The organism is Chitinophaga sp. LS1, from assembly GCF_034274695.1.
Classification (GTDB): domain Bacteria; phylum Bacteroidota; class Bacteroidia; order Chitinophagales; family Chitinophagaceae; genus Chitinophaga.
Genome location: NZ_CP128362.1, coordinates 2,943,734 through 2,959,438, shown reverse-complemented (window position 1 = coordinate 2,959,438; position 15,705 = coordinate 2,943,734). Strand labels below are relative to the sequence as shown.

Below are 15,705 nucleotides of genomic sequence, written 5' to 3'. Positions count from 1 at the left end.
ACGTTTAAAATTTCAGGTCTATACCGAAAGAGAAGGTAGCTGCATTCGGATAGCTACGTCCTGCAATAGCATTGTAATTGGAAAAAGACAGCTTATCGTCGAACTGTGTGAACTCAGGATCTACACCAAGATCGTGGAAGCGACGAGGTGTGAAGGTGAGCAGGTTCTGACTGGTGAAGTAGATCCTTGCACCCTGTACCTTTATACGATCGGTAAAGCGCTTAGGCAGATTGTAGCCAAATTGCAGGTTCTTCAGGCGCAGGTAGCGGGTGTCGAACAGCCAGTAGTCTGAATAAGCGAAGTTGTTAGCATCAGCCGCACCGATGGTGAGACGTGGATAGGTTGCATCCGGATTTGTAGGTGTCCAGCGATCCAGGTGTTGTACAAAGGCGTGGTCCTCATTGTTATGGAATGCTTCTACGATATCACCGCGCAGGAACTGGGTACGCTTGCCAACTCCCTGCCAGAACATGGAGAAGTCGAAGTTGCGCCAGCTGGCACTGTAGTTAAATCCGAATGTGTAACGAGGGAATGGATTACCGAATACATAACGGTCGTTTGCATCGATCACGCCATCACCATTACGGTCTATATATTTGATATCGCCGGGCATCACCTGTTGATTGTAGGCGAATGGCACTTTGGGTGCATTCTTGATATCGTCCAGGTTCTGGTACAGACCATTGGATTTGTAGCCATAGTAAGAAGCGATCGGGAATCCTTCTTTGATGATGTAAGTGAAGTCAGAACCCTGAATGGACTGTTCACCATATTTGATCACCCTGTTCAGGTTATCAGATAAGTTTACGCCGATCGTGTGCTTCACAGCGCCTGTTTTCGCGTGGTAGGATAAGGAGATTTCCCATCCTTTGTTTTCCACTTTACCTACGTTCTGCAAAGAAGAGCCGATACCTGCTGTACCCGGTACTACCTGGAAGAGGTAGATGCCAGTGGTAGTTTTATTGAAGTAGTCGAAGCTGGCGGTGATCTTGTTATTGAACAGATCCATATCCACGCCATAGTTACTCATGGTAGAGATTTCCCATTGCAACGTTTCGTTGTATGCGGAGAAATCAGCACCGGGAGCAGGTGCGTTGTTGAACGCATACTTGCCGGAGTTGAGCGTTACGCGGGCCAGGTAGTTGAAGCCTCCGATGTTGGAGTTACCCACTTGACCCCATGAGTAGCGCAGCTTGATGTTGCCGTATTTATCTTTGAAGTCTTTGAAGAGCTTTTCGTCTGTCACTCTCCACCCCAGGGAGAATGCAGGGAAGAACTGCCAGCGATGACCGGGAGCCAGTTTGGAAGAGCCATCATAGCGCCAGGTGAACTCCGCGAGATATTTATCGTCGTATACATAGTTGACCCTTCCAAAGAGAGAGTTCAGTGCATAGAGATTGGGATTGCTGATATCATTGTAAGTGCCGATGGTAGAATAATCATAGCTGCCATCAGGCTTAGGAATATAACCGCCACCGATAGCCCATTGGTCATCGAGGTTGGTGGTACCATAGCGGCTGGCTTTGATACCATAGTATTCATTCACTGCATCGCTACGTGCGCCTACCTGTGCTTTTACGTAGTGCTTGCCGAAGTTGTTTTCGTATTCAGCAGTGGCGTATACGTTCGTGTTGTTATCCTTGTATTCAGATTCAGAATACTGGTTGTAAGTAGGTGGATTCGCAGTGGTATAATAAGGAGCGTAGCTATACTTATTCACCCTGTTGATATCGTTGGTGATGGTGTAATTGCCGGAGGCATTGAAGTTCAGCTTCAGGTGTTTCACCGGGGTGATCGTTACATCCAGACCACCGAGCAGGTTATCTTTTTCAACCAGGTCAAACCCTTGCAGATCCAGCTGTGCGAACACGTTGTTACTGTTCAGTGCAGGAACGACGAAGTTGCCCAGAGAATCTTTTACAGGATAGATACGGGGTGTACGCATGGCATCGCGCATCAGGATACCGATGTCGGCAGATTGGCGGCGGAAGAAGGATTTAGTGTACGCAATGTTTGCATTTACTTTTACGTATTTGCTTACATCTACGCCGAGGTTTGCTCTGGCGTTGTAGCGTTTATAATAGAAGTCCTGGTTTACGTATTTATTCTGCAGCATGTTGCCCTGGTTGACATAACCGAGGGAGATCAGATAGCTGCTGCTTTTACCCCCGCCAGTCAGGCTTAAGCTATGATTTTGCTGAGGGGTATAGTTACGGATCATTTCATCCATGTAAGAGGGATATGAACCTTTACGTTTCCAGTAAGCAATTTCATCGGGTGTGTACTGTGGTGTTTTACCGGAGTTCACCAGTGCTTCATCTTTCAGGGTCATATATTCCCATGCTTCCACGTTGCGGGGTAGTGTGGTTGGTTTTTGCCAGCCATACATACCATTGTAGGTCACGGATGGTTTATCGTCTTTGGAACCTCTTTTGGTGGTGATATAGATAACACCGTTAGCAGCCTGAGAACCGTAGATAGCGGAAGAAGCGGCATCTTTCAATACGGAGATGCTTTCCACATCGTAAGGGTTCAGGTTTTGTAAGCCATCGCCACCGGTCTGCACACCATCGATGATGATGAGTGGGGAGTTGCCGGTGAGGCTACCTACACCACGGATATTGAGGGTGAGTTTAGCACCTGGTTCTGCATTTTGTTGTTGCAGGATGAGGTTGGGGGCAGTACCCTGTAGGGCCTGGAACATGTTTGTTACAGGGCGGCCTTCAATATCCCTGGTCGAAATGGTATTGATGGCCGCAGTTACCTGGGTTTTCTTTTGTGAGCCGTAAGCTGTGATCACTATCTCTCCCAGGTCCTTGGAATCGGCGGTGAGCATTACGGTAATATTAGTTCTGCCATTGATACCCACCTCCGATGGGATGTAGCCAACGGAAGAGCAAACTAAGGTACCATTGGCTTGCCCAGCTGGGATCTTTAGCGTAAAAAAACCATCATCATTTGTAGTGGTGCCTAGATTGGTACCTTGCAGACGTACGTTGACGTTAGGGATGCCAACGCCTTTGGCGTCTACAATACGGCCACTGACACTCAGATCATTTGCCTGGTAAGTAGCGGCTGGCTGGCGGCCCTGACGCAGGATGATTTTGTTATTGATCTTTTCGAAGCGGATGTCCAGCGGAGAGAGGATGAGTTTGAGCACATCGTCGAGCTGTTGATCTTTGACGGTAAGGGTGACTCTTTGGCCGGCTTTCACTTCGTCGTTAGAGTAGACGAAGACGAAGGGTGTTTGCGCTTCAATTTTTTCCAGCACCTGTCCCAATCCTTCATCGTTTACCTGGAGGGAGATGCGGTTTTCTGTGGGCTTTTCGGCGGCATTGACCTGCTGTGCGCCTGAGTAACGGCCAGTGTTGGAGGCGAAAGCCATCTGGGCGCGCAGATCGAGTATGTTCATAACGATCATACAGACGAACATAGGCAGGAAAAGGGAGCGGAAAGTAGCCGGAATAGTAAAACGTAGCGGTCTTTCTTTCATAACGCTATTTTGGTTTATTGTGTGTATCAGTGATATTTACAGAGTAGGGGGCGGCTAAAAAGGGCTGAATTGGAAGCCCTTTTTAGTGATGCCTGTACCTTAACGTGAATTATGCTGTTTGTTTCTTTTTTCTTTTACTGTTTTGATTTACGTGTTTAGCATTTTCGGTCTGGCAGCTTTGCGGTTATGCAAAAGCTGTTTGCTTTGCCGTTTTGTGGTTTCGCTGTTATGCATCGCTCTTTAGCTTTGCGGTTTGACAGTTTTGTTTTTCCTGCATCAGCTGTTTTGCTTTGCCATCTGGCGGCCTTGCTGCTATGCATAAGCTATATTGCTTTTCCGTTTTGTGGCCTTGCTGTTTGCCTATCAGCAATATGCAATTACAGTGGTTGCGTTTACCTTCCTGCTATTCACTTATCAGCAGTGTGCTATCAGTTATATTATAGTGGAATGATCTTGATCTGGCAAGGTAATACATGATATCCTGCAGGTTATTGTTCTGGAATGAGCCGGTGAGCCTGTAATGCCGTGGTGCTTCATCTATAAATGAGATCTTCTTGCCGAAGGTCCTTTCCAGTTCAATGCCTATTTCTTCCAATGTTTTATCTCTGAATACGAGTCGGCCTTCAGTCCAGGCTTTATCGTCTTCAGCAGCTGTTGGTTCTTTAATAATTGCTTTTGTAGCGGCAGGCTGATAGGTTACTTTTTCATCTGGTGTGATGAAGACGGTATCCCTGTTATCAGCAGGTATAAAGGCTACTTTACCTGTTTGTACGGAAGTCTGCACGGCTTCATTATCATAGGCACGGATGTTAAAGGAGGTACCTAGTACATGTACACTTCCTTTAGCGAGGTGAATGATGAAAGGCCGACCTGGATTGGGTGCGATATCAAAGAATGCTTCGCCGGTGAGGTAGACTTCCCTGGACTTGCTGTTGAACACTTCAGGGTAAGTGAGTTTACTGTCTACATTGAGCCAGATCTTACTACCGTCAGCGAGTTCGATGCTGGCGCGGGTTGCTTTGCCATTCTGGCGATGCAGCCATTGCATGGTGTCGTTGGCTGCCATCTGTGATATAGGAGTATGTGCTTTGTCTACATACAATAATCCGGTACCGAGTATTAATATAGCGGCGGCGGCGACACTGAGCCATTTCCACACAGCTCTTTTGGGTTGGAGTGTGGGAGTGGCGTGAATGCGTGCCATGGTTTTTTGCAGGGCTAGTTCAGTATCTGCAGCAGCGTGATAAGGTGCTTCCCTGAAATAGGATTGTAATAGGGTAAATTGTTCCCGTAAATAATCGTTATCCTGCATTAGGATATCCAACTCCTGCAGCTCTTCGGCGGTAGCTTCTCCAGCCAGTTTCCTGGCGGCTAGTGTATTAAAAAGTTCATCGTTGATCATAATTGAGAAGCCGGTTGTATGAGAAGGACAGAGATATTTTGAAAACTACTTACAGAGAGATTAATTTTTTTTCTGTTTAGCGAAATACATGTTCATTGTCAGAGAAAAGAAAGGCCTATTTCTTTAGCTAAAAGAATGACCTACTTTCTTTTAGCAAGACGAATGGCTTACTTCTTCAGCGAAATGAATGATCTACTTACTTAGCGAAATACATGACCTACTTCATCCGCAAGACGAATTGCCTATTTCTTTTTTGCTTTCATTGAAACAAATGGACCGATCACTTCATTCAATCGCTTCATCGCTCTGAATAATTGTGTTTCGACAGTGCGTGGCGAGATGTTAAGAATTTCAGCCACATCTTTATATTTAAATCCTTCTTCTTTAATCAGTTTAAATACCCGCCGACATTGATCCGGAAGGCGGTTTACTTCCTGATCCATTTTGAAGAGGATCTCTTTCCATTCCATTGTTTTCTCCGGGTCTGTAGTGGTCAGCCCGGCTAAACCTGAATCATCATTTAGTGGAGTAATTCTAAGGTTGGAATATTGTTCAAGATAATTGAGTGAATGATTTTTGACTGCTACGAACAGGTATACTTCCAGGTTAGAAATAGCACCCAGCCCGGCACGTCGGTTCCAGATCTTCACAAATACGTCGGAGACGATTTCTTCCGCAGCTTCGCGCGTGGACACATATTGCATGCAGAAATGCAACAGTCGTTCGTAATAGTGACGGAATAGCGAGGCGAAAGCTTTTTCATCGCCATCATCAGCTATTTGCTGTTGCCATAAATGGATGTTTTCATTGTTGCTCATACCCTGCTGACAGTACCGTAGACGATATAGATAATTTTTGCCCCTTTCATAATGTGGAATAATGGCAGTTAGGCCATTTGATATAGGACAGATAAATTAGAAAAATTACTGACAGCCCTAAAAAATATTTTTTTCCTGCAAGCCGCTTCTTCCGGAAGCTGCCGCAGGGGACACCCAAACCATTTGAATTTGCCCAAGGTAAAATTGAAAGGAATAGAGTGGATTACTCATTCAGAATTGAGTACTTTTCTGTCAAATAAATAAAACCCAAACCCTTTACCAGTATACACTGCGACAGTAATATCAGTCATTAATTGAAATGTTAATATAGTAAGAATTTTATGTGTGAATCGGGGGAAAAGTCTTAACTTAGTATTGTTACCCAAAATTATCAAACTTCAAATGATTAATGTCGGCGATATTTAATACCATATTATCAATTATAGCTGTTTTCAGCTTGCTGTCTACCTTAGCATTACCTGTTATCAGTGCCTGGAGGGAATCAGCCAGGCTGAAGAAATATAACACACATCCTCCGAAGGCTTTAGTATTGGAGGACAGAAGAGGAAAGGTAGTAGTACTTGAACTTGAAAAACAGAATGATGTACAAGAGATTCTTCGCACGATGGATGTACTACTAGGGAAGTGACCCAAATACCATAAATTCAATTCAATCCTATAAAACCATTTTCATTCCTTGGATCAAGCAAACTCATTGGTTGCTAACCCATCCACAGAGGCTCTCAATAACCAGCAACCAAGCTCTACATCTGCCAGTATAGCTGGCGCAAGCAGTGGTACCCTGCTCGTACTACTAGCTAGCAATCTCCCTGACAATTATCCACTAAAGTCCTGGCTTGTAATTATTGCTCCCACTGTTTCAATAGCCTTCTCTTTAATCTGGAAGTTCCTTATCCGGGAGAAGAATGCGTATTACAAACGGAAACGGGTAGTGAAATTTAAAAAACTTTTACTACAGAAAATAGAAGCAGCATTAAGTGATGGGCTTATCTCTTCTGAAGAAGCAGCAGCACTGAAAAGGAAAATGATAGAGATCGAGCTGCAAAGTATCGACAACCTTGCTAACAAGATCAAAACCATTGAATTTGAAGAGTAGTCTATTCCGTTTGAATACTTTGGACCGGATTGGTCAGCGCGGCAGTCATTGCTTTGTGACTCACGGTGAGCAAAGCTATGGCTACCGATGCTGCAATGGCGGTCAGGAATACTGTTGCTCCGACCTCCGTACGCAATGTGAAGTTTTGCAACCAGTTGTTCATGAGCCACCAGCCAGCTGGTGCGGCTATCAGGAAAGCCATGCCTGTTAAAGTGAGAAACTCTTTCCAGAAGAGGTAAAGTATATTCATGACAGATGCACCCAGTACCTTACGAATTCCGATCTCTTTCTTTTTTTGTACTGCCATGAAAGAGACCATTCCATATAAACCCAGACAGGAAATAAATATAGCGATGCCGGCAAAGAGGCGGTAGAGCAGGGAAAGCTGTTGCTCCTGCTGGTAGTAGTTTTCCATTTGCTGTGTGAGGAAGCTACCATTGAACACATAGCCGGGAAAGGCTTTCATCCATTCGTCTTTCAGTACATCGATCATTTTGAAATCAGTCAGTTTTATGCAGGTAAGCCAGCAGGCTTCGCGCCAGGGCATCACTACAGACGGGCGTACCTGTTCTCTCAGGGAATTGTTGGTAAAGTCTTTTATCACACCTACGATTTGGTGCCATTCGCCTGTGTTACTAATTTTTATCGTGTGACCGATCGCACTTGCAGGATCTTTATAGCCTAATTGCTTTGCAAAGGTTTGATTGATGATAAGCTCACGGATATTTTTACCATCCTGGTAGTTACGCCCTGCTATGAGTTGCAGGCCAAAGGTGCGGACGTAATCAGCATCCCCACAACGGATGTCAATATTATAATTGCTGGGAGTAGCCCCCTGGTCAAAATAAAAAACATCCATCCAGTTGCTATTTGCAGTGGGTGGCATATTGGCTAAGGTGATGCTGGCGAAACCGGCGTATTGTTTTAAACGGGTTTTGAGGGCATCAGCACCATTCAGGTCGTAATTACCAAAACCAGGTACCGTGTATACCGCCTCCTTATTAAACCCCAGGTCAGCAGATTGTAATAGGTGTACCTGCTCCATGGCCACGATAGTGCCGATGATCATGATCTGGGAGATGGCAAATTGAGTGATGACTAAACCACGGCGTACGGAGAAACCAGCGGGTTTGAATGCTTTGAGCGGTTGATAACCGGATAAGATAAAAGCTGGGTAGATGCCAGCGAATAAGGTGACAGAGATTAAAAGGATGAATAAGAAAACAATATTTTCTATGCTGAATACGGCGATTGGCATGGGGGTAAATCCGCGCAATACAGGTAAGGATAATTGTGCGATGCCGATGGCTAGCAGGATGGCTACGGTTACGAGTATAGCCGTCTCAAAAAGCAGGTCGGTGATGAGTTGTCTTCTTAAGCTGCCTAATACTTTGCGGATACCGATTTCTTTGGAGCGGATGGCGCTTTGGGCGGTGGTGAGGTTGATGAAGTTAATGATGGCCATGAGCAGGATGAGCACACCGATGAATGTAAGGGTGAGCAATCGGGTATGGCTGGAAACATGAGGAACGATATAACTAAAACGGTTGTCAAAGTGGTTTTCGCTGAGGGGAAGTAAGAGCAGGGTTCTTACTTTAATCAATTGATTGGTGTAGTGTTCTTTGCTGAAAGTTTTAAGGCGGTTGCTGATAGTAGCAGGGTCTGTATTTTCTGGTAATTGTACAAAGACCTGGTGCTGACCATTCATGCCGCCCCAGTCGTTTTTTACATAGCTATAATCGTCAGGGTGCTGACGGAGGGTTTCAAATGAAACTACCATGCGGAGGGGAAAGTCAGTATTGGCAGGTGCGTTATCTAAGATACCGGCTACTTTGAGCGGATACTTATTGTCTAATGTGATGATCTGGCCGATGGCTTTTTTCCAGGTGCCGAAGTATTTTTCGGCGGTGGTTTTGTCTAAGACGATTGTATTGGGAGCGGCTAATTGGGAGGGATCGCCTGAGAGCCATTTTTGGTGGAACAGGTCAAACCAGCTGGGTTCTATAAAGTAAGTACCGTGGTCTTCTTTGAAGACCTTTTCGCTTGTATTTTTTCCTGCATTCTTTATTGCATTTTCTCCTGCATCCTTGCCTGCATTATCTTCTACATTCCTGCCTGCATTATCTCCTGCATTCTTTCTTGCATTTTCTCCTGCATTTTTGCCTGCATTCTCTTCTGCAGAAAACTGCGCCCCCTCTATCATTTGGAGGGTTGCTACTTTTTCCATTTGTGGAAACTCGTTTTTTATAGCATCAGGTACGCCGGTGGATACTCCAGAATTGTATTGTACGCCGGTAGAGTAGTCTGTTGGGGTGACGATGCGGTAGATGTTTTTATAGTTGGGCTGCTGGGTGTCGAAGCTGGTTTCAAAGCGAATGATCATGAACACGATCAGGGAGGCAGCGATGCCGATGGCAAGGCCGGCGATATTGAGTAAGGAAGCTTTTTTAAAACGGAGGAGGCGGCGGATGGTGATTTTCAGCATGAGGAGGTGGAAGCAGGAATAGTGCCATGTGGGAATAAGATGATAGTCAGAGGGTTGTGGGGGTAGGGTGTCCGGTTTTGAGCGGAGTGATGTCCGGTTATGGACGAGGGAAGATTAAGATCGTTTTATTTGTTGTAAAAGATCTTTTGCAGGTACACTTTTGAAATTGCCATCTTTGGGCATGATTAAATTTACTGAATAATCACTTTTTCGCAGCAAACTTCTCCCGCTGTCCCAAATATAACCCTGCTATTACTAAAATCGTCCCCACCCATGTAAACAAGGTAACCGCCTCATGCAATAAGATAGCTGCATAAATAAAACCGAATACCGGACAGAGAAAGAGCCAAAGCGATGCACGTACTGCATCACGCTTTACAAGGTAGAAGAAGAGTTGTAATGCCGTGACAGAAACAGGAAGTACCAACCATAAAAGCCCACCCCAAAAATTGATGTCGTATCTGGTAGTAGAAAAATCAGAAGTAAAGCAGGTAAATGGCAATAACAATAACCCACCCAGAAACACCTGCCAGCCATTAATGACGAGATTGGATAACTCCCATTCGATGCGGGAATAATAGACAGTAGCAACAGAAACAGATAACATACCGGTTAGCAGTATAATTAGCCCTGCTACAGACCCATGGCTATCGGCCAACAAAGGATAAGTAGCTACTGCAACGCCGGATAAACCAAGGAACATACCCGTGAGCTCATACCATCTTAATGGTCGCTTGAGCCATAATGCAGATATCGCCATGATGAATAAAGGGTTCGTTGCAGTAGCCAGGGTGCCGATACCCGCAGATACCGATTTCATGGAAATAACATATAAACTCAGGTATAAGGTAGTATTGAGAAACCCAAATGTGAGCAGCTGTCTCCACTCCTTTCCCTGCGGCATTCTATGTTTGCCTTTCTGAATAAGATAGGCAAACAACAACATCCCTCCTCCGGCGAGGAAAAATCGGAAGTTGGCCAATATTAAAGGCTCTGCTGATCTGATACCAATCTTGGTAGCCACGCTGGCGGAAGCCCATAGCATGGCGAATAATACACCGAATACAACTTGACGCATCTGATAAAACCTGGTTACTTCCCAAAGGTAATATCTTTCCTGTCATCGGTTCTGAAAGTTGCTCTGGATACTTCTACAAAGGGATTCATTTCCAACAATATGTTCTGAAAGATTTCCACACTTATGTTCTGAAAGTGATCGCTCCTACTTCCCAAATGTCACTCCCTTCCAATCATCTGTCCTAAAAGGACTCGCTGGTAACCCAGCACCATTGTAAAGATTACCCTCAGGATTATTGGCCCAACCATACCTCACCGCCACAGGATGTGGCACCTCTTCACTCCACACCACGACCTGATTCCCCTTGATCGTAGCCTGTGCCCAATGGAATTGCTTGTCTTCGCCAGCGATAGCGAACCCTTTTAATGTCCCACCTTTCTTCACCTGCAATCCATCATTGGTATATTTAAAGTTCAAAGTCACTTTGTTCCCTGCAATCTGCTTAGACAAATAGATAGGCCCGGAATAAGGAATTTTCTCCCCATACACCTCTGCCCTTGCGATGAGGGACAACCTACGCCCTACCTCCTGTTTATTTTTAGGATGTATATCTTTCGCCTCTCCAATATCAATCGCCGATGCCATACCTGTAGCTGGCAGTGATAAAGTCTTTAACTGTGCCTCCCGCAGCTCTGCCCAATCAGACTCCACAGGTTGTGCATCCACATCCTTGTAATTAGCCAGCTGTACGAAATAGAAAGGAAAATCCCCCTGCTTCCACTGTTTCCGCCAGTCTTTGATCATGAGGGGAAACAACTCCCTGTATTGATACGCCCTCTCAGCGTTGCTCTCCCCCTGATACCAGATCACTCCACGGATGGTATATGGTATAACAGGATGGATCATCGCATTATATAATAATGTTGCCTTATTAGGATTTGAAGGCGCTTCCGGCGTAGACAGTTGCTCAAATGATTTAACCGCATCCGCAAATGCCGGCATTTTTTTCAACGATTCCCCACTCGTCCACGCTTCTGCTACAGTCCCCCCCCACGAAGTGAGGATGATTCCCACAGGTACTTGTTGATACCCATTAATTTCACGGGCAAAAAAGTATCCGACTGCAGAAAATTCCGGAATATATTGCGGCGTACACGCCTGCCATCCACCCTGCAAAACAGTGACGGTATCAAGCGGTACGGTACTGGTTGCACGTTTTATCATCAGCAGACGAATGTTGGGATAGTTCGCTGCTTTGACTTCCTGTTCGAAGTTGTGGACCTTGCCCCAGCCCTGGAGCGGCATTTCCATATTTGACTGGCCGGAAGCCACCCATACTTCACCTATTAATATATTATCAAGGTGAATAGTGTTCTTCCCTTTTAACGACATTTCGTAAGGGCCGCCAGCTGGCATCGCAGGTAATGTAACCTGCCATTTACCTTTTTCTGTTGCAACAGTTTTTACTGCTTTTCCTTTAAAAGTTACTGTGACTGTTTCGCCTTTATCAGCCCATCCCCAGATATGTAATGGTTTATTGCGTTGCAGAACCATATTGCTTCCGACTAAAGCAGGCAATTTAATATCAGCATAACAAAAAGTAACAAATAGTGATAACACAGTGGTACTGAGGAACGTGGATAATCGCATGAAATTAGTTTTTTAATGATCTCTACAAGTTACAAAAGTTTGGCACGAAATTTTTATAGGATGAGTTATTAAAATGAAACTATCATGGCAAACGGTATCATCACTTTCGAATTTGACATCAAAGCACTTCACTATTTGAATTCAAATAGCAGCTTTATCAAAGCCACTGCAGATGCCTACGGTAATATCGACATTGCAGCAGCAGCTTTACAATATTATAATACGACCAATTCTCATTTCGATATGGAACTGGAGAGCGAAGAAGATGTGAATAGATTTAAACACGTAGCGCGTCGCTTTTTCAGTGGGTTTAGTGAGAACTAATTGATAAGTGATTAGCAAGAACTGATTGATCAGTGTTTAGTCAAAACTGGTTTAGTTCAAACTAATTAATAAGATATTTATTCGTGTAGTGCAAGCAGTTTTCATTCCATTGTAACTTCCAAGAGTTTCATCCATTTTAACCCCGAAATTTCGTCCATTATTACCCCCAGCTTTTCATCCATTTCACCCTGAATTTCATTCATTTTCACCCTGATTTCTACTTTATTTTCATCCAGTTGCCGCCTCCAAAATTTCATCCATTTTAACCTCCGATTTTTTGTCCAGTTGTGATCCCCGGATTTCATCCAATTGCGACCCCTGATTTTTCATCCGGTTGGCAATGCCCCAATGTTCATTGTTTCCCCGTTTCGTTCATTGTTCCCCAAACCCCAAACATTCATTGTTTCCTTATTCCATCCATTTTATTTCCTCAATTGCATCCATTACCCAAAAAAGTGAGCAGCCTGCGAAGAGAATTCGCAGGCGCTTCTATTTAAATGATGAGGGCCTGTCAACGACAGGCCTTCATCATTTAAATAATCTGAAAAAAAACCGGCCAAACCGGCCGGTACAAGTAATAGATGTAGGTAAAAAGATAAAGGGATAAAATAAGATTTGAAAAATGAAAGGTCGCCAGGAATGACAACCTTTTTCTACCATATCCTAATAAAAACCAAGCTCTTAACAGTATATGATCATGCTCATATACATATATTAAATAAATTATTTTAGATTGATATTTGGTAATAGAGAAGTCTAAGGATAGTATAACAAAGTGTGTGTTGCAAATATAACCAAGCCGCCAATGATGACGTGTAGTACAATTACTACACCTTAAAAACAAAGGTGAGGAAGCCTGTAAAAAGGCCACCCCACCCCGATACGGCTGATTGCAGCCAATTATTTACCCAGTTTCTTTTCCAATATTTCCATAAAATATCCACCTACCACACTTCGCGCCTGGAATCCTACCATCTTACCATCGGTAGTTTCATGCCAGTCGGAAATAGGTACACGGCTGCTGGTTTCTGTTGCATACTTATACACCGGAGTGATCAGTGCTTCAAAATCAGCCTGGTTATCGGTTAGCCCCGCTGTCCACACGATCCAGTCAGATTTAGTGTAGGTTTTACGGCTATCCAGTGGTAAACCAAAACGTTGCTGCTGTGTCAGATAATATTTGATTTCCTTGTCGTATACAGCTTTTGGAAACAGGTCCAGCCCCAACACTTTATCCCAAACCAGGTTGTACTTCTGGCTCCAGGTGCCTTTGCGCTCAAACGCCAGGGTGTAGTGGTCACCATCATCTGCCAGTTTCATCCAGTTAGTCACCATATTCTTTGCCGCTGTTCTGAATTTCTCAGCTGTTGTCTTTTCGCCCAGCTGATCTGCCAGCATAGCATAACAACCCAAACCAACGATCGCTTTTACTGAAAGGTTTGCATTTCTGGCCAGGTGACCGGCAAAGTCATCGGTACACAGCTGGTTAGCTGGATCGAAACCCTCTTTCAGCAGGTAGTCTGCCCAGGTTGACAGCGTCTTCCAATGCTTCTTTGCATAATCAGCATTACCTTCTGCTTTTGCGATAGCTGCAGTCAGGATGATCATGTTACCAGATTCTTCTACCGGCATGCCTTCGCCATATACCTGCCCATTTGCCAGCGGATAGGTACCCAGGTCATGTGCAGCGTAAGGCTCGGTGTATTTACCGCTTTCGCTAAAGTAGAAGATACCGTTTGTCATCCCCTTCATCAGATCAGGATTGTAGATCAGGAACAGAGGTGCGGATGGATAAGTTACATCCACTGTATTGATACAGCCATTGCTGAAGTTCTCTTTGGAGAGGAACAGTATTTCGCCTTCAGGACTCTTCACCAGTTTATGTGCAGCGATGCTCTGTCGATAACCGAGTACACACAACTTAGCATAAGTGTCGCCACCTGCTTTGGTTGCATCAGCATACATCTGTTTGTCGAAGGTTTTGCAACGTTCCAGGATGGAACCATAGTATTTGCTGGCAGCAGCCAGTTCTTTTTCGATGGTGAAGGTGTCATCCTTTTTCCACCATGGGCGCAGGTTAGTACCGAAGTACTGAATGCTGTAGATATCATCATAACCAATAAGGACAACCTGTTCTTTGGATTCAGCACCTACTTTACCCAGTTTTACAACCGTGTTCAACATCAGTTGTTTGCCGGCAGTTACTGCTTTTGCTTTCCCTACGAAAGAAGCAATCGCATCACCATCAGTTGTTATAGTCTGGGTAGCGTTGGCTTCTTTTGGTACAGCTACATACAGGTATCCCCAGTCTATGCGGAGGTCATCACCTTTCTTCGCCAGGATTGCCTGCTCTGTTGTACCTGCTTTCAGGATAGACAGGCCATTGCTGGTGAGCTGCTGTGCTGTCACTTCCTGGCCAGCGGTATTGGTAGCGAGCGTGGAACTTGCACCAAAGTACACCTGTACATCGTGCTGTGCACCATCGTTAGATTGTACTTTGTAGCTAATATAAGATACCGGACGAGACATCAGGTCAAGGTCATTTAATAATAACGGAGACAGGAAGTTCAGCGTCAGGTCTACTTTACCACAGCTAAAGGTGTAGGTAGTCTGCGTAGCGGTGAGCTGTACGCTTTTCTGCACGGCTGTTTTGATATTGTCCGCCAGTAAGTTCTTTGGTTTTACTGAGATACCAGCATCGAGGAAAGCACCGCCCTGTGTATTGGTAACATGTATGGCCAGTACATTTTTACCTTTCTTCAGGAGCTTCTTTACATCGTCGCTAATGGGGAAATATTGTGTGTGGTTCAACCAACCTTCGTAGCTATACGCTTTAGTACCATTAATATATACTTCAGCGTTATCATCGTGATTGATCTTCAGGAACAATGGTTCTGAAGGGATCTTATTCAGGTTGAATGAGCGGCGTACCCAGATGTCGCGGGTATTCCATTGTGTACCTGACATGTGTTTGTCGTTGGTGAAAGGAGCTTCACCTGTCTGCCAGCCTTTTTCAATGAAGTCGGTCGACATCCAGTCAGCAGCAGGCGCTGTTTCTGTATAGGCGACAGTATATTTCTTTTCATCGGCAGCAGGCACGATACCATCATAATGTTCACCTTGCTGACCGAGTACACGGTAAGTGGTGCCATCCACTTTTACCATGCCTACGATAGGCTGTTCTGCACCTGTCCAGTGACGGGTGGCCGAAGCGGTGAGATTGTCCGAAGCGGACCAGATGCTGAAATAAGGATCGTGTGTGACCAATGGATAGGCTGGAGCCTGTTGTTGTTGCGCATGCAATTGCTGAGCGAGCAACAGCGCGGCAAATCCCAAAAATCTGTTCATGGTTTTGTGGAGCTTTATATTGATTAAATTATACGCGAACGTGGACGCAA

Annotated in this window: 11 protein-coding genes; 3 read left to right on the top strand and 8 right to left on the bottom strand. The window is 44.8% G+C overall.

Annotated elements, in window-relative coordinates:
- Nucleotides 1–4 precede the first annotated feature (4 nt).
- The 3 genes from QQL36_RS12260 to QQL36_RS12250 form a co-directional block, all read right to left on the bottom strand.
- Entirely contained in the window at nucleotides 5–3,493 is a 3,489-nt protein-coding gene (locus tag QQL36_RS12260) for a TonB-dependent receptor (RefSeq protein ID WP_321569872.1), read from the bottom strand.
- 403 nt (nucleotides 3,494–3,896) lie between these two features.
- On the bottom strand, nucleotides 3,897–4,895 hold the full coding sequence (locus QQL36_RS12255) for a FecR family protein (RefSeq protein WP_083721069.1): 999 nt from the start codon (nucleotides 4,893–4,895) through the stop codon (nucleotides 3,897–3,899).
- A 242-nt stretch (nucleotides 4,896–5,137) separates the two neighbouring features.
- Nucleotides 5,138–5,713, bottom strand: coding sequence for an RNA polymerase sigma-70 factor (locus QQL36_RS12250; protein WP_321569871.1), 576 nt, complete (start codon nucleotides 5,711–5,713; stop codon nucleotides 5,138–5,140).
- A 409-nt stretch (nucleotides 5,714–6,122) separates the two neighbouring features.
- On the opposite strand from QQL36_RS12250, the gene QQL36_RS12245 reads away from it, so the two are divergent.
- Together QQL36_RS12245 and QQL36_RS12240 are read left to right on the top strand one after the other, a co-directional pair.
- Nucleotides 6,123–6,362, top strand: a complete 240-nt coding sequence (locus QQL36_RS12245) for a hypothetical protein (RefSeq protein ID WP_083721074.1) — start codon at nucleotides 6,123–6,125, stop codon at nucleotides 6,360–6,362.
- A gap of 48 nt (nucleotides 6,363–6,410) precedes the next feature.
- Entirely contained in the window at nucleotides 6,411–6,830 is a 420-nt protein-coding gene (locus QQL36_RS12240) for a hypothetical protein (RefSeq protein WP_083721076.1), read from the top strand.
- 1 nt (nucleotide 6,831) lies between these two features.
- Here QQL36_RS12240 and QQL36_RS12235 read toward each other — a convergent pair whose 3' ends face one another.
- The 3 genes from QQL36_RS12235 to QQL36_RS12225 form a co-directional block, all read right to left on the bottom strand.
- The gene (locus QQL36_RS12235; protein WP_321569870.1) at nucleotides 6,832–9,315 is read right to left on the bottom strand and encodes an ABC transporter permease; all 2,484 of its coding nucleotides are present in this window, start codon (nucleotides 9,313–9,315) and stop codon (nucleotides 6,832–6,834) included.
- A gap of 202 nt (nucleotides 9,316–9,517) precedes the next feature.
- Complete coding sequence (locus QQL36_RS12230) at nucleotides 9,518–10,393, bottom strand: DMT family transporter (RefSeq protein ID WP_321569869.1); 876 nt, start codon at nucleotides 10,391–10,393, stop codon at nucleotides 9,518–9,520.
- 144 nt (nucleotides 10,394–10,537) lie between these two features.
- On the bottom strand, nucleotides 10,538–11,983 hold the full coding sequence (locus tag QQL36_RS12225; RefSeq protein ID WP_321569868.1) for a sialate O-acetylesterase: 1,446 nt from the start codon (nucleotides 11,981–11,983) through the stop codon (nucleotides 10,538–10,540).
- An 84-nt stretch (nucleotides 11,984–12,067) separates the two neighbouring features.
- On the opposite strand from QQL36_RS12225, the gene QQL36_RS12220 reads away from it, so the two are divergent.
- Entirely contained in the window at nucleotides 12,068–12,307 is a 240-nt protein-coding gene (locus QQL36_RS12220) for a hypothetical protein (protein ID WP_083721084.1), read from the top strand.
- A 101-nt stretch (nucleotides 12,308–12,408) separates the two neighbouring features.
- Here QQL36_RS12220 and QQL36_RS12215 read toward each other — a convergent pair whose 3' ends face one another.
- A complete protein-coding gene (locus QQL36_RS12215; RefSeq protein ID WP_321569867.1) occupies nucleotides 12,409–12,564 on the bottom strand; it encodes a hypothetical protein in 156 nt (51 codons plus the stop codon).
- Nucleotides 12,565–13,207: 643 nt separating this feature from the next.
- A complete protein-coding gene (locus tag QQL36_RS12210; protein ID WP_321569866.1) occupies nucleotides 13,208–15,655 on the bottom strand; it encodes a glutaminase family protein in 2,448 nt (815 codons plus the stop codon).
- Nucleotides 15,656–15,705 lie beyond the last annotated feature (50 nt).